The sequence below is a fragment of the Streptomyces boncukensis genome, assembly GCF_011045075.1.
Taxonomy (GTDB): domain Bacteria; phylum Actinomycetota; class Actinomycetes; order Streptomycetales; family Streptomycetaceae; genus Streptomyces; species Streptomyces boncukensis.
In genome coordinates this window covers 1-21306 of sequence record NZ_JAAKZZ010000083.1, presented here as the reverse complement: position 1 = coordinate 21306, position 21306 = coordinate 1, and the positions used below count along the sequence as shown (strand labels likewise).

The following is a 21306-nucleotide window of genomic DNA, read 5'->3' as shown; positions in this document are numbered from 1 at the left end:
ATGCGGCGGTGGACGGAGTGGACGCCGTTCTCCTACCCGTTCAACATGACGCAGCAGCCCGCCGCCTCGGTGCCGTGCGGGACGGACGGCCGGGGGCTGCCGGCCGGTGTGCAGCTGGTCGGCGCCCGGCACGCCGACGGGCTGGTGCTCGCCGCTTCGCACGCGCTGTTCGAGGCGGGGGTCGCGAGCGGGATGGTGCCTCCGGCCGGCTGAGCCGCCGATACCGGCGTACTACATGTAAAAGCGCGGGGAAAAGGAGCGGGGCCGGTGGGAAACCGGCCCCGCCCTTTTCGCAGCCGTATGCCCCGGAATCCTATGCCCGGCGGAAGTTCAGGGTTTCTCCGAGGGCGCCGGCGCGCCAGAGGTCCTGACACGCGTCCGCCATCCGGTCCAACCCTTCCACGATGGTGCCCCAGACAATGCCGGGCACCCATCCGGCATCGCCGTTGATGAGGAGATTGTTCCGCTCGTAGAAGAGGGCCAGATCAACGACGGTGTTGCGATTCACATGTGCGGCTTTGCCGCCCCGCTGCTCGGCTGCCGCCTCGTAGCCGTACGAGGCCGTGTTCAACTGTGTGTCGGAGAAGGTGAAATAGCAGAGGTCACCGGGAATGGGCGTGATGGTGGGGTTCTCCAGCGGTGGCTCCTCGGGGGCGAACGGCGGGATGAGGGCATAGATCTCATTGCGCGCGTACTTGGCGTGGTACACGTCGCCGCCCAGGGGCAGCGCGTCCCACACCGCCGCACAGGTGATCGGCGCCCGGTCGTCGAGGAGCTTTGCCGTGCAGCTCACGCCCCTCTTGTCCAGCGACACTTCAATGAAGCGCTCAGCCATCGTGCCTCCGCACACTGGTTGGTCATTTGCCCGTCAATAGTGACGCAAAGGTCAGCCTCCGCACGACCCCATAACGGCATGAAAGTGATCCGCATAACTTCGCCGAAGCTGGGTAGTCGCGCGCCCATGGCTCCACCACAAAGGAACGCGACGGGAAGTCGCGGAAGCGGAAGAGGGATTCGGCGCAGGTCGCTGCTCGCCTCGGGAGCGGCGCTGGGCGCGGTCGGCGCGCTCGGAATGACCGGCTGCAGCAAGGTACCGGAAAGCAACCTGCTCGCACGTCTCAAGGCGCAGGACACGGTCCGCCTGGGTATCGCAGGTGAGGTCCCGTTCGGCTACATCGACAAGGACGGTGAATTCACGGGCGAAGCGCCGGAGGTGGCCAAGGTCATCTTCAAACGGCTGGGCGTGGACAACGTTCAGCCGGTTGCAACGGAGTTCGGATCCCTGATCCCGGGACTCAATACCCAGCAGTTCGACTGCGTGTCAGCAGGCATGTATATCAACGCCGCCCGGTGCGCCCAGGTCATCTTCGCCGACCCGGAGTACCGGATGCAGGACGCGTTCATCGTGGCCAAGGGCAACCCGAAAGGGCTGCACAACTACGAGGATCTTGTGAAGAAAGGGGCCAAGCTCGCCAGCGGCCCGGCGTACGCGGAGATCGACTACGCGATCGCGGCCGGCTATCCGAAGTCGAAGATCGCCATCTATCCGGACCAGGTGGCCGGTCTGAACGCGGTGGAGGCGGGCCGGGTCGACGCCTTCGCCGGGACCGCGCTGACCACCCGCGAGGTCGTCAAGAAGAGCACGAAGGCCGAGGTCACCGACACCTTCCAGGCGGTGGTCGACGGCGAGAAGGTGCGGGACGCCGGAGCCTTCGCGTTCCGCAAGGAGGACACCGAGCTGCGCGACCTGTTCAACCGCGAGCTGCACAAGATGAAGAAGAGCGGCGAGCTCCTGCGCATCATGCGCCCCTTCGGCTTCACCGAGAACGAGATGACCGACTGGACCGCCAAGGAGCTCGGCGGCAGGGACAAGCAGGGGAGGTGGGTCTGCCGATGACCTCCGGACTCTGGGAACTCGTCCTGAAGGGGATCTGGATCACCGTCCAGCTCACCGTCTTCAGCTCCGCGCTCGCGCTGGCCGTGGCCTTCGCGTTCGGCATCCTGCGCACCCACCGGCTGTGGATCGTGCGCTTCCTCGCGGGCTGTTACATCGAGGTGTTCCGTGGCACCTCGGCGCTCGTCTTCATGTTCTGGATCTTCTTCGTGCTGCCGCTGATGTTCAGCTATCAGCTGGTGCCGATGTGGGCGGCCGTGCTCGCGCTCGGGCTCACCTACGGCGCCTACGGCGCGGAGGTCGTACGCGGCGCCCTGCAGGCCGTCGCCCCGGCGCAGCGCGAGGCGGGGGTCGCGCTCAGCTTCACCCGGGGGCAGCAGCTGCGGAAGATCCTGATCCCACAGGCGTGGCCGGAGATGATCCCGCCGTTCAACAACCTGTCGATCGAACTGCTCAAGGGGACCGCGCTGGTCTCCATCATGGGCGTGGGCGACACCGCCTTCGCCGCCAACCTGGTGCGCCTGGCCCTCCAGGAGAGCGCCGAGATCTATACGTACACGCTGCTCATCTACTTCGTCCTGGCCTTCGTCATCTCGCGCGGTATGCGTGCGCTGGAGCGCAAGGCCAAGGCGGGCATCGGGCGGCCGATGGAGAAGCCGGCGGCGCGGAAGCCGGGCGCGGGAGTGCTCCAGATGCTGAAGAAGGTCGACGGGAAGGCGGTGGACCCGCAGCACGCCGGGACCCGCGCGCGCAGCGCCGGAGGTGACGCCTGATGGAGTGGGACTGGTCCGCCGTCGACGACTTCATGCCCGAGTTCTGGGACGGGGTGCTGACGACACTGCAGGTGCTGGCGCTCGGCAGCCTGATCTCCTTCGGCCTGGGCCTGGTCTGGGCCATGGCGCTGCGCGCCAGGACCCGGTTCATCACCTGGCCGGTGGCGCTGATCAACGAGTTCATCCGGAACACGCCGCTGCTGATCCAGCTGTTCTTCTTCTTTTTCGTGCTGCCCGAGTGGGATGTGCAGTTCTCCACCCTCACCACCGGTGTCCTGGCGATCGGACTGCACTACTCGACGTACACCGCGCAGGTCTACCGCGCGGGCATCGACGGCGTGCCCGTCGGCCAGTGGGAGGCGGCCACCGCGCTGAACCTGCCGCGCGGCCGCACCTGGTTCGCGGTGATCCTGCCGCAGGCCATCCGCCGCGTCATCCCGGCACTCGGCAACTACGTCATCTCGATGCTGAAGGACACGCCGATGCTGGCCGTGATCGGCGTACTGGAGATGCTGCAGCGCGCCCGCCAGCAGGGCGCGGAGACCTTCCAGTTCGTCGAACCGATCACCGTGGTCGGCGTCGCCTTCATCCTCATCGCCTACCCGGCGTCCGTCCTGATGCGATTCCTGGAGCGTCGTCTTGTCCAGCAGTGAGCACAACGAGAACAGTGAGCACACCAACCCCGCCGTCGACGGCAGCGAGCTGATCAAGTTCGACAACGTCACCAAGCGGTTCGGCAGCAAGGTCGTCCTCGACAACCTCTGCTTCGACGTGTCGTCCGGCAAGCACGTCACCCTCATCGGCCCCTCGGGCTCCGGCAAGACCACGATCCTGCGGCTGCTGATGACCCTGATGAAGCCGGAGGAGGGCACCATCAAGGTCGGCGGCCACTACCTCACCCACGAGGAGAAGGGCGGCAAGCTGGTCCCGGCGGGCGAGAAGCACATCCGCGAGGTCCGCAAGAACATCGGGATGGTCTTCCAGCAGTTCAACCTCTTCCCCAATATGAAGGTGCTGCGGAACCTCACCGAGGCGCCGGTCCATGTGCTGGGGCTGTCCAAGGAGGAGGCCGAGCAGCGCGCCCGCGAGCTGCTGGAGCTGGTCGGCCTGACCGAGCACATCGACAAGTACCCCAGCCAGCTCTCCGGCGGACAGCAGCAGCGGGTCGCCATCGCCCGCGCCCTGGCGATGCGCCCGCAGGTGCTGCTGCTGGACGAGGTCACCTCGGCCCTCGACCCCGAGCTGGTGGCCGGGGTGCTGGACGTGCTGCGGGACATCGCGCACACCACGGACATCACCATGCTGTGCGTCACCCACGAGATGAACTTCGCACGGGACATCTCGGACGACGTGCTGATGTTCGACGCCGGCCGGGTGATCGAGTCCGGGGCCCCGGAGAAGATCTTCTCGGACCCCGAGCACGAGCGCACAAGAGAGTTCCTGGGCGCGGTGCTGTGAGGGCCTGCCGGCCGGGGGTACGGGGGTCGCCCCCCGGGAGACACAGCCTGGGCGCGGTGCTGTGAGGGCCTGCCGGCCGTGAGGGCCGTGTCCGGCGGAGCCCGCTCGCCGGGCCCGCCGGACACGCTTCCCGGCGGTTCCGCGCCGTGTTGCGCTCCTGTCATATGCCGATAGCAGCGACTGTGCCATTCCCGTGTGCTCTCGGCGGCTATCGTGATACGTACGCCGTGACCGCCCGGAGCGGTTCCGGCGCAAACGGTCACAACCTCCAGGGGGAAACCGTGGCGCTACTCCAACCTCCCGGGGGCCACTCCCCGGAACCCGGGCGGGAGCCCACCGCGCCGTTTCACTCGGTGCAGTACGCCCTGCGCGTGCTCGAAGCCGTCGCCCGCTGCCGGGACGGCGTCACCGAGGAGACGATCGCCGACGAGACGGGCCTGCCCAGCGGCCATCTCGCCCATATGCTGACGATGCTGCGCCGCGAGCGATATATCGAACGGCTCTCCGACGGCAGCTATGTCGTCGGAGAGTCGCTGATCCTGCTGGGCTCCGGCGTCGACCGCGCCCAGGCCCTGCGCGACCAGCTCCAGCGCACCCTCACGGAGCTGCGGGACACCGTCGGCGCGGCCGTCTACTTCAGCCGGTACCGGGACGGCGAGCTGGACATCCCCCAGTACGCGGAGAGTCCCGAGGCGCCCGCGGTGAACCAGTGGGTGGACTTCCGCTCGGCCGTGCACGCCACTGCCATCGGCAAGTGTCTGCTCAGCCAGCTCGACCACGACGCCCGCAGGGACCACCTCTCCCGGCACCGGACGGCCCGGCTCACCTCGCGCACGATCACCGACGAACGGCTGCTGCTGAACACGCTGGACCGCCAGCCGCCCACCGTGCCCACCCTCGACCTCCAGGAGTACGCGGTGGGCACCGTCTGCGCGGCCGTCCCCGTGACAGCGGGCTCGTCGGTGAGCTGCCTGGCGCTCTCGCTCCCCGTCGAGCAGGCGCACCGGCTGCGCCGGGCGGCCGAGGAGCTGAGCAGGAAGGCCGCCCCGGTGATGCTCTCGCTGTCCATCGGGATCTAGCGCCGTGACCGGCACGGTGGTCAACAGCACCCCCGCCGACGGGGTAGTATTTCCGTCGTCGGCCGGAAACGGCGACGGGCGCCGCTAGCTCAGTTGGTTAGAGCAACTGACTCTTAATCAGTGGGTCCGGGGTTCGAGTCCCTGGCGGCGTACCGCGCGAAGGCCCCCGCTCCTCCCTGAGCGGGGGCCTTCGGCGTGTCCGGGTGTTCTATGGTGCTCGGGTGGTGACCGGGGAGAGCGGGGCGGACTGGATACGCGTGCCCGTCGGGGAGGACGCCGGACGGTGGACCACCCGGAGCCGGTGCCGCCGGGTGCTCGCCGTCGTACACAACGTGACCGCCGCCACCCGGCTGCTCGACGTCCTGCCGCTCTTCCACGACGACCCGCGCGTCCAGCTGCTGGCCACCTGCACCGGCTCCTCCCCCTTCCAGTCCGGGGTGCCCGAGCTGCTCGCGGAGGCGGGGCTGCCGGTGCTGCCGTGGCGGCAGGCGCTCGCGACCCCGGTGGACCTCGCCCTCGCGGCCAGCTACGGCGGCCAACTGGAGCGGCTACGGGGGAAACTGGCTGTGCTGTCCCACGGCATTGGCTATAATAAAAAGCTGGCCACACCGGACACCGGACACCGGACACCGGACACCGGGCGCCCTGTGCCCGTGCCCACCTTCGGGCTGGCCCCCGAGTGGCTGCTCCACGAGGGGCGTCCGGTCGCCGACGCCACCGTGCTCTCGCACCCCGAGCAGCTCGACCGGCTGCGCGCCGTCTGCCCGCAGGCCGCGCCGACCGCCGTGCTCGCCGGTGACCCCTGCTTCGACCGGCTGCTCGCGGCCGGCCCTGAGCGGGACCGCTTCCGCCGGGCGCTCGGCGTCGCGCCGGGCCAGCGCCTCGTGCTGCTCACCTCGACCTGGAACCCGCACTCCCTGTTCGGCGACGCGGGCGACGACACGCTGCCCGCGCTGCTGCCCCGGCTGGCCACGGAGCTGCCCGCCGACGAGTACCGGGTCGCGGCCGTGCTGCACCCGAACATCTGGCACGGCCACGGCCCCGGCCAGATCCACGCCTGGCTCGCCCGCGCCCGGCGCGCGGGCCTGGCCCTCGCCGACCCGCTCCAGGAGTGGCGGCAGGCCCTGCTCGCCGCCGACGTCGTCCTGGGCGACCACGGCAGCGTCACCTACTACGCCGCTGCGCTGGGCACCCCGACCCTGCTCGCGGCGGCCCCGCTCGACGGGCTGGACCCCGCCTCGCCCGTCGCCGAGTTCGTCCGCGCCGCGCCCCGGCTGCGGCCGTACGAACCGCTGCGCCGCCAGCTCGACCGGGCGGTGTCCTGCCACGATCCGGCCCGCGCGGCGCGGGCCCGCGAGCGGACCAGCTCGGCCCCCGGACAGGCGGCGGCCCTGCTGCGGCGTACGGCGTACCGGCTGCTCGGGCTGGAGGAGCCGGCGGCTCCGGCGCGGCTGGCACCGCTCCCGCTGCCCCCGTACGCGCCGCCGCGCCGCACCGTCCCGCTGCGCGTGCTGACCCGGCTGCTGGGCGGGGCGCCGCCGGAGGTGTCCGTGGTCCGGTACGCGGACCCGGCGTACGAGCCGGAGGGCGGGCCGGGCCAGGGGCCGGACGCCGCCGACGCCGCGCACACCGCCGTCGCCGAGGACGGCTGGGAGCCCGAGGCCCGTACGTGGGCCGACGTCCTGCTGCGCCGCGCGGACCCCGACGACCCGCGGCTCGGCCCGCCCGCGGTGTGGACGGCGCAGATGCTGGCCCGGTATCCGTCCTGCGCGCTCGCCGCGTCCGTCACCGGCCCCGACCGCTGCGTCGTACGGCCGCGCTCCGGGCCCCTGGTCCGGCTGCGCGCCGCGCCGGGGCCGGACGGCTGGCCCGACCCCTGCGACCCCGCCGTCTACGCGTCGGCGCTGCACGCGTGGCTGTCCGAGGGCAAGACGCTCGCGGAGCTGCGGGGTGGTCTGACGGTGCGGACAGGTGCATCCGTCCACCGCGTACACGTCACCGAGGAGTGAGGGCGCACCATGTGCCCCGTCGGGGGCGCGGGGAACTGCGCGCGCAACCACAGCGGCGCCGCAGTCCGCAGGGCACGGACAGAGGCAGTCCCGACCCGGCAAGCTCCGCCGGGCACCCTAATCCGCGCCGCCCTCCGCGCAGCGGTCGCGGTACTCGGCGATGTCACGGCGCACCACCTCGGAGCCGCCCCCTCGCTCCAGGGCGCCGAGCGCCTCGTCCAGCACGGCGACGGCCGCCGGGACCCCGCCGGCGTCCAGATGGACACCCGCGGTACCGGTGAGCGCCTTCGCCTCGTTGAACGCGTCGGGCTCGGGCAGGGTCCGGAACCGCTCACGGGCGTCCGCGAACCCCTCCAGCGCCTCCGCGTGCCGCCCCCGGCCCCGGGCCACCCGGGCACGGTGGTAGACGAGGATGGCACGGGCGCGCGGCACGTCCCGCACGCCGTCCTCCTCCGGCCCGATGGCGTCCAGGACCGCCTCCGCCTCCTCGAAGAAGGGACCCGCCTCCGGGTACCGCCACTGGTTCAGCCGCAGCACGCCGAGCGCCTCCAGCGCCGTGGCGTGGCCGCGCCGGTGGCCGCTCGCACGCTCGGCCCGTACCGCCGCGCGAAGCGCGTCCTCCGCCTCCTCGCCGCGGCGGAGGAAGAGCAGCGCATAGCCGAGCTGGGTGTGCATCCGCCCGGCGAGCCGGGGGTCGAGGCGGTGGCTGTCGGCCGCCCGTGCTCCGGCGCGCAGCGCGGGCAGCAGCAGTTCGCCGAGCCCGGCGGTCTTCAGCAGCAGCACCCACAGGGCCTCGCAGAGCTGCACCACGGTGTCGTGGTCGCGGTACTCCTCGGCGGCGCGTACGGCCTCGACGAGGTTGGGGGCCTCGCGGCGCAGCAGGTCGAGGGCCGCCGCGCTCTCGTCGGAGCCGACCTGCCGCCCCGCGTGCCGCTTGAGGCAGGGGCCGAGGGTCCAGCGCTGCGGCAGCACGCGGTGGGCCGCCTCGGCCGCGAGGTCCAGATACCGGTCCACCATCCGGGTCACGGCCCTGGTGCAGCCCGCGATGCCGTCCTCCCGGACGGCGGCCTCCTCGGCGTACCGGCGCGGGCCGGCCCTGAAGGCGTAGCGGTCGCCGCCGACGTGGTCGAGCAGGAAGAGGCCGGCGAGCCGGTCGAGCAGCGCACGGGCCTCGGCCTCGTCCGCCACCCCCGCCACGGCGGAGGCGGCCGACGCCGGGGTGAGGTGCGGCCAGGGCCATACGGCGAGCGCGCGCCACAACCGGGCCTCGCGGGCGGTGAGCAGCCGGTAGCCGGACGCGGCGACGGCGCGCCCCGTACCGTCGGCGTCCGGGCCGGTGGAGGCGGGATCACCGGAGCCAGGGCCGTCGGAGAGCGGCTCCCCCGGTGAACCGTCCGGTGAACCGTCCGCGCGGTCCGCCAGCCGGGCGCCCGCGGCGTGCAGCGCGAAGGGCGAGCCGGCGCACTGGCTGAGCAGCGCCGCACGGGCCGGGCCCTCCAGCGGCAGCCGCCGTCGGCCGACGAGGTCGGTGAGCAGCCCGACCGCGTCCGCCTCGCCGAGCGGCCCCACGTCCAGGGCGCGCACGTGGAGGCCGGGCTGCCGGGTTCGGCTGACCAGGACGGTGAACACGCCGGGCGCGGGGGTCAGAAAGGGCCGGGCCGCCGCTGCCGAGGGCACATGGTCGAGGACCACCAGCAGCTTCCGCTCCGCGACGAGGGCGCGGTAGAGGTCGGCGCGGTCCTCCTCGGTGACCGGAACCTCCCCCTCGGGCACACCGAGCTCCTCCAGGAACGTCCCCAGGACCTGCCCCGGGGTCGGCGCGGTGGCGAAGGAGCCGCGGCGGAAGTCGGCGTAGAGCTGCCCGTCGGGGAAGCGGCGCCGCGCGCCCCGGTCCGCGGCCCAGTGGACGGGCACGGCGCTGGCGCCGTACCCCGCGCGGCCGTACAGCAGTACGGCCCGGGGTCCGAAGCCCCGGCGCCGGGCCTCGCGGGTCAGCACGCCGAACTCGGTCCTGCGATCACGGAAGTGCCGGTTGGTGACGGGCAGCATCCGGGGGACGGCGGTCCCCGCCGGGGCGGCCCTGCCGGGTGCCGTACGCATCCATAAGGCCAGCTCGCGGCGGCGTGCCGGGCTCTGCTCAGCGACCCGGAGCAGTTCCGCGGCGAGCGCCTCCCGCTCGGCCCTGCCGCCGGGCGCGCGCACCTCGCGGCCGAGCAGCCGCCGCGCCAGGGTGCTCAGGCTCTCCGTGGCCCGCGCGCTCGCCTGGCCCACCGTGCCTTCGCACACCGCCTGTACGGCCGCGCCGACCGCCGCCGCGGACACCAGCTCCAGCATCGCCGCCCCTCCCGCCGCTCCCGCCGCCTACGGACACGGGGTCACGTTAGGGCCTGTGCGCACGTTGCCGCACGCGGCGCGTCAGATCGGCAGCGCCAGGTCCGACTCCCGGCGCCGGGCCGAGCCGAGGAGCAGCAGCACGACGCCGGCCACCGCCCACCCGGCCAGCACCACCATCGGGGAGGCCAGTGCGTTGCCCGCGAAGTAGACGGTGTTGCGGACGGCGGAGGTGCCCGCGCCCGCCGGGAGCCAGTCGCCGATGGCACGCCAGAAGGGCGGGATCAGATGCTTCTGGAAGGCGCCGCCCGCGCTGGGGTTGCCGAGCACCACGAAGATGACGACGGCGATGCCGATGCCGACGATCCCGAAGAACGCCTCCAGCGCCATCGTCACCGCCGCCGTCCCGAAGACGGTCAGCGCGCCGATCCACCACAGCGCGACGAAGTGCCCGTCCAGCGCGTGCAGCACGGGCCCGACGATGATCGCGGCGCCCAGGCCGGCGAGCACCGAGTAGACCGCCGCGCCGCCGAGCCGCAGCGCCGCGAGCCCCGGACGGGCGGGCCGGGTGCCGGCGACGACGCCGAGCAGCGAGGCCACCAGATAGCCGCCGACGAGCCAGCCGACGACCAGGTAGAACGCCGTCAGGCTGTTGTGGTCCTGCTCGCCGGACGGCGCGATGTCCTCCACCCGCAGCCGGCGTCCCTGGTCGGCGGCGACGTCCCGGCCGATCCGCTCCAGCGCCTCGGTGACCGCGCCGCCCGCCCCGGACGCGACCAGCAGCGTGTCCCGCTCGCCGCGCGGGTTCATCACGTACGCCCCCTGCGCGTCCCGGTCCATGATGCGGGCGCGCGCGGCGGCCTCGTCCCGGACGGCGGTGACCTCGACCGGGCGGCCGGGCAGCGCGTCGATCCGCTCGGCGGCCTGCTGGGGCGCCACCACGGCGAGCGGGACGCGCTGGGGTTCGGGGTGGTGGAACGCGCCGATGTAGGAGAGCAGGAAGCCCAGTTGGACGAGGAGCACGCCGACCGTCAGAAGCAGGACTCCGGGGGTGAGCGAGCCGCGCAGCCCGGCCTCGGGGGTGGAGTAGCGCATGGAAGTTCCCTTGTAGGTGTTTTCCCCATGCATACCGTATTGCGAAGTTCATCCCGGACAGCGAGCGATGAGCGGAGCGGCGCGGCAGACCGTCGCATGTTTCCCCGGCATTGGTCTGGACATGGCGAGGAAGACGCCACTAGATTCGCGTCTGGTCTAGACCTCAGGTGGCTCACGCCACCCCCCACTTCTCTGTACCGCAGTGCGCACTCCGACCCCCCACGGTCGCCCCCACGATCCCTGGAGCGAGCATGCGTAAAAAGATCACCGCCGCCGCCACCTGCCTTGCCGCGGGCGCGGCGGCCCTGCTGTTCACCGGCGGCCCGGCACAGGGCCACGGCTACAGCCAGGACCCGATGAGCCGGCAGGCGTACTGCGCGAACGGCCAGGTCACCGGCTGCGGGCCCATCCAGTGGGAGCCGCAGAGCGTCGAGGGCCCGAAGGGCTTCCCCGAGCAGGGGCCGGCGGACGGCAAGATCTGCGCCGGCGGCAACGAGGGCTTCCACCAGCTCGACGACCCGCGCGACGGGAACTGGCCCACCACCGACGTGAAGGCGGGCCAGGACTTCACCTTCCAGTGGACGCTGACCGCGCGTCACGCGACCACCGACTTCTCGTACTACATCACCAAGGACGGCTGGGACCCGAGCAAGCCGCTCACCCGGGCCGACCTGGAGCCCGAGCCGTTCCTCACCGTGCCGATGAACGGGCAGCAGCCGCCTGCCCAGTGGACGGCCCAGGGCACGCTGCCGGAGGGCAAGCAGGGGCGGCACCTGATCCTCGGCGTCTGGACCATCGACGACACGGCAAACGCGTTCTACTCCTGCGCCGACGTCACGTTCTGACCCGCCGCCCGGGGACCGGCCCCTGCCCGCCCACACACGGGCAGGGGCCTCCCCGCGTGCGGGAGCGGGCCGGAACGGGCCGGAGCGGGCCGGAGCGGGCGGCATGGCACGGCGCCCGCTCATGGGCGAGACTCGCCCCATGCTGCCCGCACCCCTCTCACACCGGGCGCTCGGCCGCGCCCTCCTCGCCCGCCAGCTGCTCGCCGCCCGCGCCGACATGACGGCCCTGCAAGCCGTCGAGCACCTGGTCGGCCTCCAGGCGCAGGCCCCGAAGCCGCCGTACTTCGGCCTGTGGACCCGCCTCGCCGGCTTCGACCCCGAGGAGCTCTCCCAGCTGCTGCTCGACCGCCGGGTGGTCCGGATGGGGGTGATGCGGGGGACCGTGCACCTGGTCAGCGACCGGGACGCCGTCCAGCTGCGCCCCCTGACGCAGGTCGTCCACGAGCGCACCCTGCGCGCCAGCTCGCACGGCAAGGCCCTCGGCGGCACCGACCCGCACGAGGTCGCCGGGGCCGCCCGCGCGCTGCTCAAGGGGGAGCCGCTCGGCGTGCGGGAGCTGGAGTCCGCGCTGGCCGAGCGGTGGCCGGGGATCGAGCCGCGCGCCCTGGGGATGACGGCCCGTCATCTGCTCCCGCTCGTCCAGGTGCCGCCGCGCGGGCTGTGGGGGCGCTCCGGAGGCCCGGTGTACGCGCTGGCGGAGACCTGGCTGGGCCGCCCGCTGGCCGTGGAGCCGTGCGTGGAGAGCGCCGTGCTGCGCTATCTGGGCGCCTTCGGCCCGGCGTCCGTACTCGACGCGCAGACCTGGTCGGGGCTGACCCGGCTGTCCGAGGTGCTGGAGCGGCTCCGCCCGCAGCTGCGGGTGTTCCGGGACGAGCAGGGCACCGAGCTGTTCGACCTGCCCGACGCGCCCCGGCCCGAGGAGGACCTCCCGCTCCCGGCGCGGTTCGTCGCCGAGTACGACAACCTCGTGCTCGCGCACGCCGACCGGAGCCGGCTGATGGACGAGTCCGCGCGCGCGGCCCTCGCCCGGAAGAACGGCCAGGTGCCCGGCACCGTGCTGCTGGACGGCCGGGTGCGCGGCACCTGGAAGGCGGACACCTCGCGGAAGGCGGCGGCGCTCACCGTCACCCCCCTCGGGCCGCTGTCCGACGACGAGCGCGCCGCGCTGGCTCAGGAGGGCGCGCGGCTGCTGGCGTTCGCGGCCGGCGGTCCGGGCGCGCACACGGTCGGCTTCGACGACCCGGCGCACCGAGGGTGAGGGAGGCGCGGTGCGCGGCGGCGGCCGGTCACGGGAGCTCCAGGAGCGGATCAAGCGGCTGATCATCGAGCGGCGGCTGCCGTCCGGCGCCGCGCTGCCCACCGAGCCGGAGCTGATGGAGCTGCTCGGCGCGAGCCGCAACTCGGTGCGGGAGGCGCTCCAGGCGCTCCAGGCGATGGGCATCGTGGAGATCCGGCACGGGTTCGGCACCTATGTGGGCGCGATGTCCATGGCGCCGATGACGGAGGGCCTCTCCTTCCGCACCGTCGCCGGGCACTACCGGGGCGAGGACAGCCTGCGGCAGCTGCTGGAGCTGCGGGAGGCGGTGGAGACGGGGCTGATCGCCCGGGTGGTCGCTCAGGTCGGCGCGCGTCCGGCGGCGCTGGACGCGCTGGAGGCGCTGGTGGCCCGGATGCGCGAGGAGGCGGAGGCCGGGGGCGTACGGGCGCAGACCGACCGCGCCTTTCACGCCGCGCTCTACGGCGGACTGGGGAACTCGCTGCTCAGCGAGGTACTGGACGCGTTCTGGGACGCCTTCCACCGGGTCCGTACGGATCTCGCCGAGCCCCGTCAGGACCCGCTGGTGACCTGGCGGCAGCACGCGGAGATCCTGGCCGCCGTGCGCGCGGGCGACGCCCTGCGCGCCGAGCGGGCGGTCCGCGCACACTTCGGCAACATTCGCGCCCGGCTCCGCTCCGCGCACGCCGGCGGATTCGATAACTCCTCCATCACAGCGGAATCCACGATACCGCCACAAAAGTGCTAAACAGTCACTTTCACCCTTGCGATCATGCCGGGAGTCGGAGACCCTGACGGGGGTCATCGGTCCGTGAATATGCCGAAGACACCCAGGTGAGAGCCGTATCACGAGCCGTACCACGGCACATGTGCAAGCCCTTTCACCGGGGCTGCACCGTGTGCGGAAACCGTGACCCTCATCATGGAACCGGAAGGTGACCGACCGCTGTCTCAGCACGCGGCGGTAGAGCATGCCGCGCCCGAGTCAATGGGGCCGAGGACGCGGGTCAGCACAAGGACACGCAGCGGCACGCTGCGTTCGGGGGGATGGACAGATGACGTCGACGCCGCCGACGGGTCCCTGGCAGCCGCAGCAACCGCAGCAGCCGGAGCAGGACCCGACGCAGACGGCGCAGTTGCGCATCCCGCGCGGCCGGCGGCCGGTCCGGCCGAACCGGCGGCAGCGGGACCGGGACACCGCTTCGCGGTGGACCCGCAAGGCCCTCCCCCGGTACGACTACGAGCACTACAGCCGCCTGGCGGGCCCGCTCACCGAGCCCGACCCGGGCCGCCCGTACCGTGTGCGGTACCGCAGCCTGCTGGCCGACGAACCGCACCGGATACGCGCGGGCATCCTGCTCTGCCTGGCCCCCATACTCTCCGCCGGCCTGCTGGTGTGGCTGATGCAGCCCCAGCACTGGACCGAGCGCGACGCGGGCGAGGTCTCGGACCTGGTCCTCAAGCTCGACATCGTGATGCTCGTGTCGATCGGCCTGATCGAGCTGTTCCGCACGATGAACGTCGTCTCCAACGCGCACGCCACGCTCGTCGCGCGGGACCCGGTCCCCGTGGTGCCCGAGGCGGGCACCCGGGTCGCCTTCCTCACCTCGTTCGTGCCCGGCAAGGAGCCGATCGAGATGGTCACCAAGACCCTGGAGGCGGCCGTGAAGATCCGGCACCGGGGCACCCTGCACGTCTGGCTGCTGGACGAGGGCGACGACCCCGAGGTGCGGGCCGTCTGCCGGCGGCTGGGCGTGCACCACTTCTCCCGCAAGGGCGTCGAGAAGTGGAACACCGCCAAGGGCGCCTTCCGGGCCAAGACCAAGCACGGCAACTACAACGCCTGGCTCGACGCCCATGGGGATGATTACGACTTCTTTGCCGGTGTCGACACGGACCATGTGCCGCTCCCCAACTACCTTGAGCGCATGCTGGGCTACTTCCGCGACCCCGACGTCGGCTTCGTCATCGGCCCGCAGGTGTACGGCAACTACGACAACTTCGTCACCAAGGCCGCCGAGTCCCAGCAGTTCCTCTTCCACGCCCTCATCCAGCGCGCCGGCAACCGCTATGACGCGCCGATGTTCGTCGGCACCAGCAACGCCGTGCGCATCAAGGCCATCAAGGCGATCGGCGGGCTGTACGACTCCATCACCGAGGACATGGCCACCGGTTTCGAGATGCACCGCGCGCGGAATCCGGAGACCGGCCGGAAGTGGCGCTCGGTCTACACCCCGGACGTCCTCGCGGTCGGCGAGGGCCCGAACGCCTGGACGGACTTCTTCACCCAGCAGCTGCGCTGGTCCCGCGGCACCTACGAGACCATTCTCAAGCAGTACTGGCGCGGCTACGGCTCCATGCCGCTCGGGAAGCTCTTCAACTACACCATGTTGATGATCTTCTATCCGATATCGGCCCTGAACTGGATCCTGGCCGCACTCTCCTGTGCGCTCTTCCTGGGCATGGGAGCCTCCGGCGTCCAGATCGACCCCACCATCTGGATGGCGCTGTACGGCAACGCCTCCGCGCTCCAGATCGGCCTGTACATCTGGAACCGGCGGCACAACGTCTCCCCGCACGAGCCCGAGGGCTCCGGCGGTCTGGCCGGCATGCTGATGTCCGCGCTGTCCGCACCGATCTACGCCCGCTCGCTGTTCGACACGGTGCTGCGGCGCAAGAGCAAGTTCGTGGTCACCCCGAAGGGCGACTCCGCCAGCCCGGACACCCTCTTCGGCACCTTCCGCGTCCATCTCTTCTTCATCATGATCTTCGGCGGATCGTTCGTCGGCTCGCTCTATCTGGGCCACGACCATCCGGCGATGCTCACCTGGGCCGGGCTCGCGCTGCTCATCACGGCGGCGCCGATCATCGGCTGGCGCTTCACCGTACGCGGGGAGAAGAAGCGCCGTCAGCAACGGAACCACCAGGGTCCCGGTCAGGAACCCCCGGCCGGCGGAACGGGCGGCGACGCCCCGCACGGGGAGCCCGCGGCGGGAGGGCGGCAGCCCGGCTGGACCGCCGCTCCTGACGAGACCCTGCAGATCGCCCTTGGGGGACGCAACCAATGAACAACCGGCCGAACCGCCGCTTCCGGCCCAGCCGCCGGGCGCAGCGCATCACCATCGGCACCGCTGTCGTGCTCGCCATCGCGGGCTTCAACGGGCCGGCGCTGTACGGTTTCGCCTCGGACAAGTACCACAACTACAAGATCAACCAGCCGGGCTACAAGGCCGACAAGGGCCACTGGCAGGTCGTCGACGTACCCGACGACTACAAGATCAACACCATTCACGCGGCCCTGCTCAACACCGGCAAGGTGCTGCTGGTCGCGGGCTCCGGGAACAACGCCAAGAACTTCAAGGCCAAGAGCTTCCGCACGGTCCTGTGGGACCCGGTCAAGAACTCCTTCAAGAACGTCCCCACGCCCACCGACCTCTTCTGCGCCGGGCACAACCAGCTGCCCGACGGAAAGCTCCTGGTCGCGGGCGGCACCCAGCGCTACGAGACGCTCAAGGGCGATGTGAAGAAGGCCGGCGGCCTGATGTTCCTCTACAACGAGAACCCGGACCGGGCCAAGACCATCAAGAAGGGCACCCGCTTCACCGGCAGGAAGAACGGCAAGACCTTCGTCGCGCAGAACACCGTCATCGTTCCGCGCGCCAAGAAGAAGGCGGACCCGGACACCGGCAAGGTCAAGGTCACCGCCAGCCTCGCCCGGGTCTACTCCGAGGCGGAGAAGCAGGGCAAGAGCTACCAGACCGGCTCCCAGGACCAGTACCGGGTGAGCGGTCTGAAGGGCGCCGAGAAGCGCAACATCTACGGCATCGCGCAGAAGATGTCCTTCGACAAGAAGGACTTCCAGGGCATCAAGGACGCCTACGAGTTCGACCCGGTCGCCGAGCGCTACATCACCGTCGACCCGATGCACGAGGCCCGCTGGTACCCGTCGCAGGTCACGCTGCAGGACGGGCGGGTGCTGTCGGTCTCCGGGCTGGACGACATCGGCCAGGTGGTGCCGGGCAAGAACGAGATCTTCAACCCGGACACCAAGAAGTGGAAGTACCTCCCGAAGACCCGCTTCTTCCCGACGTACCCGGGCCTGCATCTCGTCGGCGAGAACAAGGTCTTCTACAGCGGCACCACCGCCGGGTACGGGCCCGCCACCAAGGGCCGCGTCCCGGGCATCTGGAACATCGAGACCAACAAGTTCACCAAGATCCCGGGCATGGGCGACCCGGACATCCTGGAGACCTCGATGTCGGTCCCGCTGCCTCCCACCCAGTCCCGGAAGTTCATGGTCCAGGGCGGCGGCGGTGTCGGCGAGTCCGAGAAGAACAGCGACAAGACCCGCATCGTGGACCTCAAGGAGGACCAGCCGAGGTTCCAGGACGGGCCGAAGCTCTACGAGAAGGTCCGCTACCCGAGCAGCGTGATCCTGCCGAACGACACGGTGCTGACCACCAACGGCTCGGGCGGCTACCGCGGCAAGAGCGACAGCAACGTCCTCAAGGCCGCGCTCTACGACCCGGAGAAGAACGCGTACCAGGAGGCGGCGGCCCCGCTCGTCGGCCGCAACTACCACTCCGGCGGGCTGCTGCTGCCCGACGGCCGGGTGATGACCTTCGGCTCCGACTCGCTCTACGCCGACAAGGCCAACACCAAGCCGGGCAACTTCGAGCAGCGCATCGAGATCTACACCCCGCCCTACCTCAACAAGGGCAAGGACCAGCCGGACCTCAAGGACGTCGGCAAGAGCCGCAAGACGCTCGACGTCGGCGACAAGGTGTCCTTCAAGAGCAAGGACGCGTCGAGGATCGAGAAGCTGCGGCTGGTGCGGCCCGGCTCCTTCACCCACGTCACGAACCTGGAGCAGTCCTCCGTGGCGCTGAAGATGAAGAAGTCCGCGGGCGGCAGGATCACGACGGCCCTGCCGACGGATCCGTCCCTGGTGCAGCCGGGCTGGTGGATGGTCTTCGCCGTGGACAAGGACGGCATCCCGTCCAAGGCCCGCTGGGTCAAGGTCAAGGTCGACCCCGAGGCCAAGCACACCACGCTCACCAACGGCGACCCGACAGCCGGACAGCACTAGGGAGCGTTGCGCACAAAGTTCCCCGCGCTCCCGTCAGGGGCGCGGGGAACTGCGCGCGCGACCACGGCGGCGCCGCAGCCTGCAAGGCACCGGCAGGGGCAGCCCCTGCCCAGCACGGCCCGACGAGGGGATCAGCGGCCGCTGTTGCGGGCCAGACCCAGCGCGTACGTGGCCCACCACTCGCCGGCCTTGGGCCCGCCCTTGCACTCGCCGTCCGACTCACCGGGCCGCTTGACCCACAGATAGGCGTCCACCAGCTTCTCGCCGGTTCTGGTGGTCGGCGCCTCGCCCAGGGCCCGCCCGGAGGGGTTGCACCACGCCTCCTCGTCGGCGTGCGCGCCCTCCACCGGCCCGTTGCCGTTCCGGCTGGTGTCGATCACGAACGGCTTGTTGCCGATCATCGGAGACAGCTTCTTGCCGTAGGCGATGTTCGACTTCGTCGTCTGGAAGTTCGAGACGTTCAGTGCGAAGCCGTCCGCCTTGGCGATGCCCGAGCGGTTCAGCGGCTCGACCAGGCCGCCCGGGTCACGCACCCAGTCCGGGTTGCCCGCGTCCAGATAGACCTTGGTGCCGGGCAGTTCCTTGAGCTTGGTGACCGCCTCGTTCAGCAGCTCGTAGCGCTCGTCGTGGAACTGCTTCGGGGTGCAGCCCTCGGCCAGCAGATGCGGGAGGGAGTCGGGCTCGACGATCACCGTCGCGGACCGGTCGCCGATCCCCTTGACGATCTTGCCCAGCCAGTCGCGGTACTCCCCGGCGTCCTTGGCGCCGCCCTTGCTGTACTGCCCGCAGTCGCGGTGCGGGATGTTGTAGAGCACCAGGAGCGCGCTGCGGTCGGCCTTGGCCGCCGCCTTCGTCACCCGCTCGGTCTCCGCGCGCGGGTCCTCCGGGCGGATCCACTCGGCCAGCGGCTGCCCGGCGATCTTCTTGATCAGCTTGGCGTCGCCCGACTTGCCCCGGCTCTCGTAGGTACGCACCTGCTTGGCGGCCTTGCCCCGCGGGTTCACCCAGTACGGGGACTCGGCCTTGGGGCGCTGCTTCGTGGCGCCCGGGGCCTTGTCGTCGGAGTCGTCTCCGCCGCCCGAGGACGAGCAGCCGGCGAGCGTCAGCATCGCCCCTGTCGCCGCGGCGCCCGCGACCAGCCATGGGCGGGCAGCACCTCGCCCGCGCCCGTCGTACCTGCCGTACATCCGTTCCCCCCTGGCTGCACCATCCGGCCCTCTTTCCGGACACCTCGGGCCACATCGCCAACCCATCGTGTCATATGGCGTTCGCGACCGGGAAAGCCGTGGACCACCTGTTACGGGGTGTTCCGCTCCGCTCCACCCCGCAGGAGACCGGGCCGACCGCCGTACAGCGGGAGCGTGTACGGATTGAACACACGCCCCCCATCCGCCTCTTCGCAACACTCTTCGCGCCTGCACTCCATCTTGCGCACCGGAGCGCCGTACGCACCGTGACCGGCCTCTTATTGACAGTGCACATGCAAGGCTGGGACGCTCCGACCGTCATATCGTCATAACGAGGCGACGGTGCGCAGGAACCCGGTGCAACTCCGGGACGGTCCCGCCACTGTGACCGTGCGCACCACGTGCGTACGGGAGTCAGGAACTGACCCGTCGCTTCTCCGCCAACGGGGCGTGGAAACCCCAGGAGGAGCCTCTGATGTCCCCGCAGACCCCCTCTGCCACGGCAACCGGTACGCCGACGCCCGCTGCCGCGTCGGCCGCGACGATCCGCACCCGCGACGCCCTCATCGCCCTCGGCGCGGCAATCCTCGCGCTGATCGCCCTCTACGCCGTCTTCGTCGACAACGGTCAGCTCGTCTCCGCGACCGGCGGCTATCTGCACGAGTTCTCACACGACGGACGCCACCTCTTCGGCGCACCCTGCCACTGAGGGGGAACCGTACGCATGACCGTCTCAACCGAGACACCTCCCTACCCACTCCTGCCCTCGCTCGCCCGCGGCCTCGCCGCAGGCGGGCTGGCGGGACTCGTCTCCGGGCTCTTCTCGCTGCTGCTGGCAGAGCCCCTGATGGACCGGGCCATCCGGCTGGAGGAGAAGCGGGCCGCGGCCCAGGAGGCCCAGGAACACGCCGCGCACGGCCACGGCGGCGGGCACTCCCACGCCGCCGAGGCCGAGGAGCTGTTCAGCCGCGGCACCCAGCACTTCGGGCTGGTGGTGACGGCGGTGGTCGTCGGCCTGGCCGTCGGCGTCTTCTTCGCCCTCGCCTACGCCCTGGTGCACCGCGCCTCCGCGTTCACCGAGCGCCGCTGGGAGCGCTCGATGGCCCTCGCGGGCGCCGGCTTCCTCGCCCTCTCGCTGCTGCCCGGACTGCGCTATCCCGCCAACCCTCCGGGCGTCGGCGACGGCGGCACCGTCTCGGAACGGCAGGGACTGTGGATCGCCGCGCTGGTGATCGGGGTGTTGGGGATGCTGCTGGCCTGGCAGCTCGCCGTACGGATGCGGCGGCACGGCTCCGGGGCGCCCGCGCGGCAGCTCGCGGCGGCCGGCGCCGTGGCGGGCACCCTGGCGGTGCTGTGGCTGCTGCCGGACAACCCGGACCCGGTGCCGGTCCCGGCCACGCTGCTGTGGGACTTCCGGGTGCTGTCGCTCGCCGCCCACCTGGTGCTGTGGGCCGCCCTGGGCGTGGCCTTCGGGCTGCTCCGGGACGGCGGCCAGGGAACGCGGAAGGCACCGGACGCGGGGCAGGCGCAGGACGCGCCGGACGCCCGGGTGTAGGAGGCCGGGCGCACGATCCGTGCCGGGCGCCGGGGCGCACGCTCCCGGCGCCCGGTGGTTCGGCCCGGCCGCCGGGTCACCCCTCCCGGGAGGTCCCCGTCAGATACGCCGAGACCACGACGTTCGCGGAGTAGACCCGGCGGACGCGGTCGAACGTGCCGCCGCAGGTGATGAGCCGCAGCTCGGCCCGCCCGTCCTTCTCCTTCCCGTACACCCGGTCCGCGTCGAACTCCTCGCGCCCGACCACCCGAGCCCGCTCGACCGTGAACTCCGCGACCGTGCCGTCCTTCCGCCGCACCCGCACCTCGGTTCCGGGCTTGACCGTGCTGAGCGCGTAGAACACCGCGCGCCGCTCGTCCGTGTCGACGTGCCCGACGAACAGCGCGGGCCCCTCCTCACCGGGCGTCGCGCCCGCCGCGTACCAGCCGACCCGGTCGGCCTGCGCATACGGCGGGGGCTCGATTCCCCCGCCGCGCTCCACCCCGCTCCCCAGGACGCGGGCGTGCACGCCGATCGCGTCGATGTCGATCCGCTCGGGACGCGAGCGCCCGTCGAGCGGGTCGTGCGGAGCGGGCAGCTGCGGACCGCCCGCGGCCAGCCGCCCCGCGCGCGAGACGTCCCCCAGCAGCGGGCCGCCGCCCTCGGTCAGGTTCCGTCCCCACAGCCACAGCCCGAGCAGCAGCACCACCCAGGCGGCCCCGGTGATCCACCGGCC

General features: G+C 71.6%; 19 protein-coding genes, 1 tRNA gene and 1 riboswitch. Of the genes, 15 read left to right on the top strand and 5 right to left on the bottom strand.

Annotation, left to right across the window (positions count from 1 at the left end):
- Positions 1-213: amidase family protein (locus G5C65_RS11075; protein ID WP_241265712.1), on the top strand; the 213-nt coding region annotated here is incomplete at its 5' end.
- A 100-nt stretch (positions 214-313) separates the two neighbouring features.
- Here G5C65_RS11075 and G5C65_RS11070 read toward each other — a convergent pair.
- Complete coding sequence (locus G5C65_RS11070; RefSeq protein WP_165298582.1) at positions 314-835, bottom strand: DUF3830 family protein; 522 nt, start codon at positions 833-835, stop codon at positions 314-316.
- A 126-nt stretch (positions 836-961) separates the two neighbouring features.
- On the opposite strand from G5C65_RS11070, the gene ehuB reads away from it, so the two are divergent.
- The 7 genes from ehuB (at position 962) to G5C65_RS11035 (ending at position 7213) form a co-directional block, all read left to right on the top strand.
- Positions 962-1897: an ectoine/hydroxyectoine ABC transporter substrate-binding protein EhuB gene (gene ehuB, locus G5C65_RS11065; RefSeq protein WP_165298584.1), complete on the top strand. Its 936-nt coding sequence runs from the start codon at positions 962-964 to the stop codon at positions 1895-1897.
- On the top strand, positions 1894-2667 hold the full coding sequence (ehuC, locus tag G5C65_RS11060; protein WP_165298581.1) for an ectoine/hydroxyectoine ABC transporter permease subunit EhuC: 774 nt from the start codon (positions 1894-1896) through the stop codon (positions 2665-2667). Before ehuB ends, ehuC begins: the two co-directional genes overlap by 4 nt.
- A complete protein-coding gene (gene ehuD, locus G5C65_RS11055; protein ID WP_165298580.1) occupies positions 2667-3320 on the top strand; it encodes an ectoine/hydroxyectoine ABC transporter permease subunit EhuD in 654 nt (217 codons plus the stop codon). The genes ehuC and ehuD overlap by 1 nt, the downstream gene beginning before the upstream one ends.
- Positions 3307-4125, top strand: a complete 819-nt coding sequence (gene ehuA, locus G5C65_RS11050; RefSeq protein ID WP_165298579.1) for an ectoine/hydroxyectoine ABC transporter ATP-binding protein EhuA — start codon at positions 3307-3309, stop codon at positions 4123-4125. Before ehuD ends, ehuA begins: the two co-directional genes overlap by 14 nt.
- Before the next feature lie 281 nt (positions 4126-4406).
- Positions 4407-5204, top strand: coding sequence for an IclR family transcriptional regulator (locus G5C65_RS11045; protein WP_338146319.1), 798 nt, complete (start codon positions 4407-4409; stop codon positions 5202-5204).
- Positions 5205-5282: 78 nt separating this feature from the next.
- Positions 5283-5356: transfer RNA gene (locus G5C65_RS11040), tRNA-Lys, on the top strand.
- A 69-nt stretch (positions 5357-5425) separates the two neighbouring features.
- Complete coding sequence (locus G5C65_RS11035; RefSeq protein ID WP_420903301.1) at positions 5426-7213, top strand: hypothetical protein; 1788 nt, start codon at positions 5426-5428, stop codon at positions 7211-7213.
- Positions 7214-7330: 117 nt separating this feature from the next.
- Here G5C65_RS11035 and G5C65_RS11030 read toward each other — a convergent pair whose 3' ends face one another.
- Both G5C65_RS11030 and G5C65_RS11025 read right to left on the bottom strand, forming a co-directional pair.
- The gene (locus tag G5C65_RS11030; protein WP_165298576.1) at positions 7331-9547 is read right to left on the bottom strand and encodes a tetratricopeptide repeat protein; all 2217 of its coding nucleotides are present in this window, start codon (positions 9545-9547) and stop codon (positions 7331-7333) included.
- Positions 9548-9628: 81 nt separating this feature from the next.
- The gene (locus tag G5C65_RS11025; RefSeq protein WP_165298575.1) at positions 9629-10639 is read right to left on the bottom strand and encodes an ABC-2 transporter permease; all 1011 of its coding nucleotides are present in this window, start codon (positions 10637-10639) and stop codon (positions 9629-9631) included.
- Positions 10640-10890: 251 nt separating this feature from the next.
- Here G5C65_RS11025 and G5C65_RS11020 point away from each other — a divergent pair, with 251 nt between their 5' ends.
- The 5 genes from G5C65_RS11020 to glxA all read left to right on the top strand — a co-directional run bounded on the left by G5C65_RS11020 (position 10891) and on the right by glxA (position 17849).
- The gene (locus tag G5C65_RS11020) at positions 10891-11484 is read left to right on the top strand and encodes a lytic polysaccharide monooxygenase auxiliary activity family 9 protein (protein WP_165298574.1); all 594 of its coding nucleotides are present in this window, start codon (positions 10891-10893) and stop codon (positions 11482-11484) included.
- 139 nt (positions 11485-11623) lie between these two features.
- Positions 11624-12742 carry a winged helix DNA-binding domain-containing protein gene (locus G5C65_RS11015; RefSeq protein ID WP_206441579.1) on the top strand — a complete coding sequence of 373 codons (1119 nt, stop codon included), beginning with the start codon at positions 11624-11626 and terminating at the stop codon, positions 12740-12742.
- A 10-nt stretch (positions 12743-12752) separates the two neighbouring features.
- Positions 12753-13508: an FCD domain-containing protein gene (locus G5C65_RS11010; RefSeq protein ID WP_165298573.1), complete on the top strand. Its 756-nt coding sequence runs from the start codon at positions 12753-12755 to the stop codon at positions 13506-13508.
- Between the two features lie 307 nt (positions 13509-13815).
- Entirely contained in the window at positions 13816-15828 is a 2013-nt protein-coding gene (locus G5C65_RS11005) for a glycosyltransferase family 2 protein (RefSeq protein WP_165298572.1), read from the top strand.
- Positions 15825-17849 carry a radical copper oxidase GlxA gene (gene glxA / locus G5C65_RS11000; protein ID WP_165298571.1) on the top strand — a complete coding sequence of 675 codons (2025 nt, stop codon included), beginning with the start codon at positions 15825-15827 and terminating at the stop codon, positions 17847-17849. The genes G5C65_RS11005 and glxA overlap by 4 nt, the downstream gene beginning before the upstream one ends.
- Positions 17850-17980: 131 nt before the next feature.
- Here the strand turns inward: glxA and G5C65_RS10995 are convergent, their stop codons facing one another.
- Positions 17981-19036 (bottom strand): glycoside hydrolase family 6 protein, encoded by a 1056-nt coding sequence (locus G5C65_RS10995; RefSeq protein ID WP_165298570.1) that lies wholly within the window; start codon positions 19034-19036, stop codon positions 17981-17983.
- Between the two features lie 323 nt (positions 19037-19359).
- A riboswitch (cobalamin riboswitch) is annotated at positions 19360-19481 on the top strand.
- A 30-nt stretch (positions 19482-19511) separates the two neighbouring features.
- On the opposite strand from G5C65_RS10995, the gene G5C65_RS10990 reads away from it, so the two are divergent.
- Positions 19512-19745, top strand: a complete 234-nt coding sequence (locus tag G5C65_RS10990) for a CbtB domain-containing protein (protein ID WP_165298569.1) — start codon at positions 19512-19514, stop codon at positions 19743-19745.
- Positions 19746-19760: 15 nt separating this feature from the next.
- Entirely contained in the window at positions 19761-20591 is an 831-nt protein-coding gene (locus G5C65_RS10985; protein ID WP_165298568.1) for a CbtA family protein, read from the top strand.
- 76 nt (positions 20592-20667) lie between these two features.
- On the opposite strand, the gene G5C65_RS10980 is transcribed toward G5C65_RS10985, so the two are convergent.
- Positions 20668-21306: class F sortase (locus G5C65_RS10980; protein WP_165298567.1), on the bottom strand; the 639-nt coding region annotated here is incomplete at its 5' end.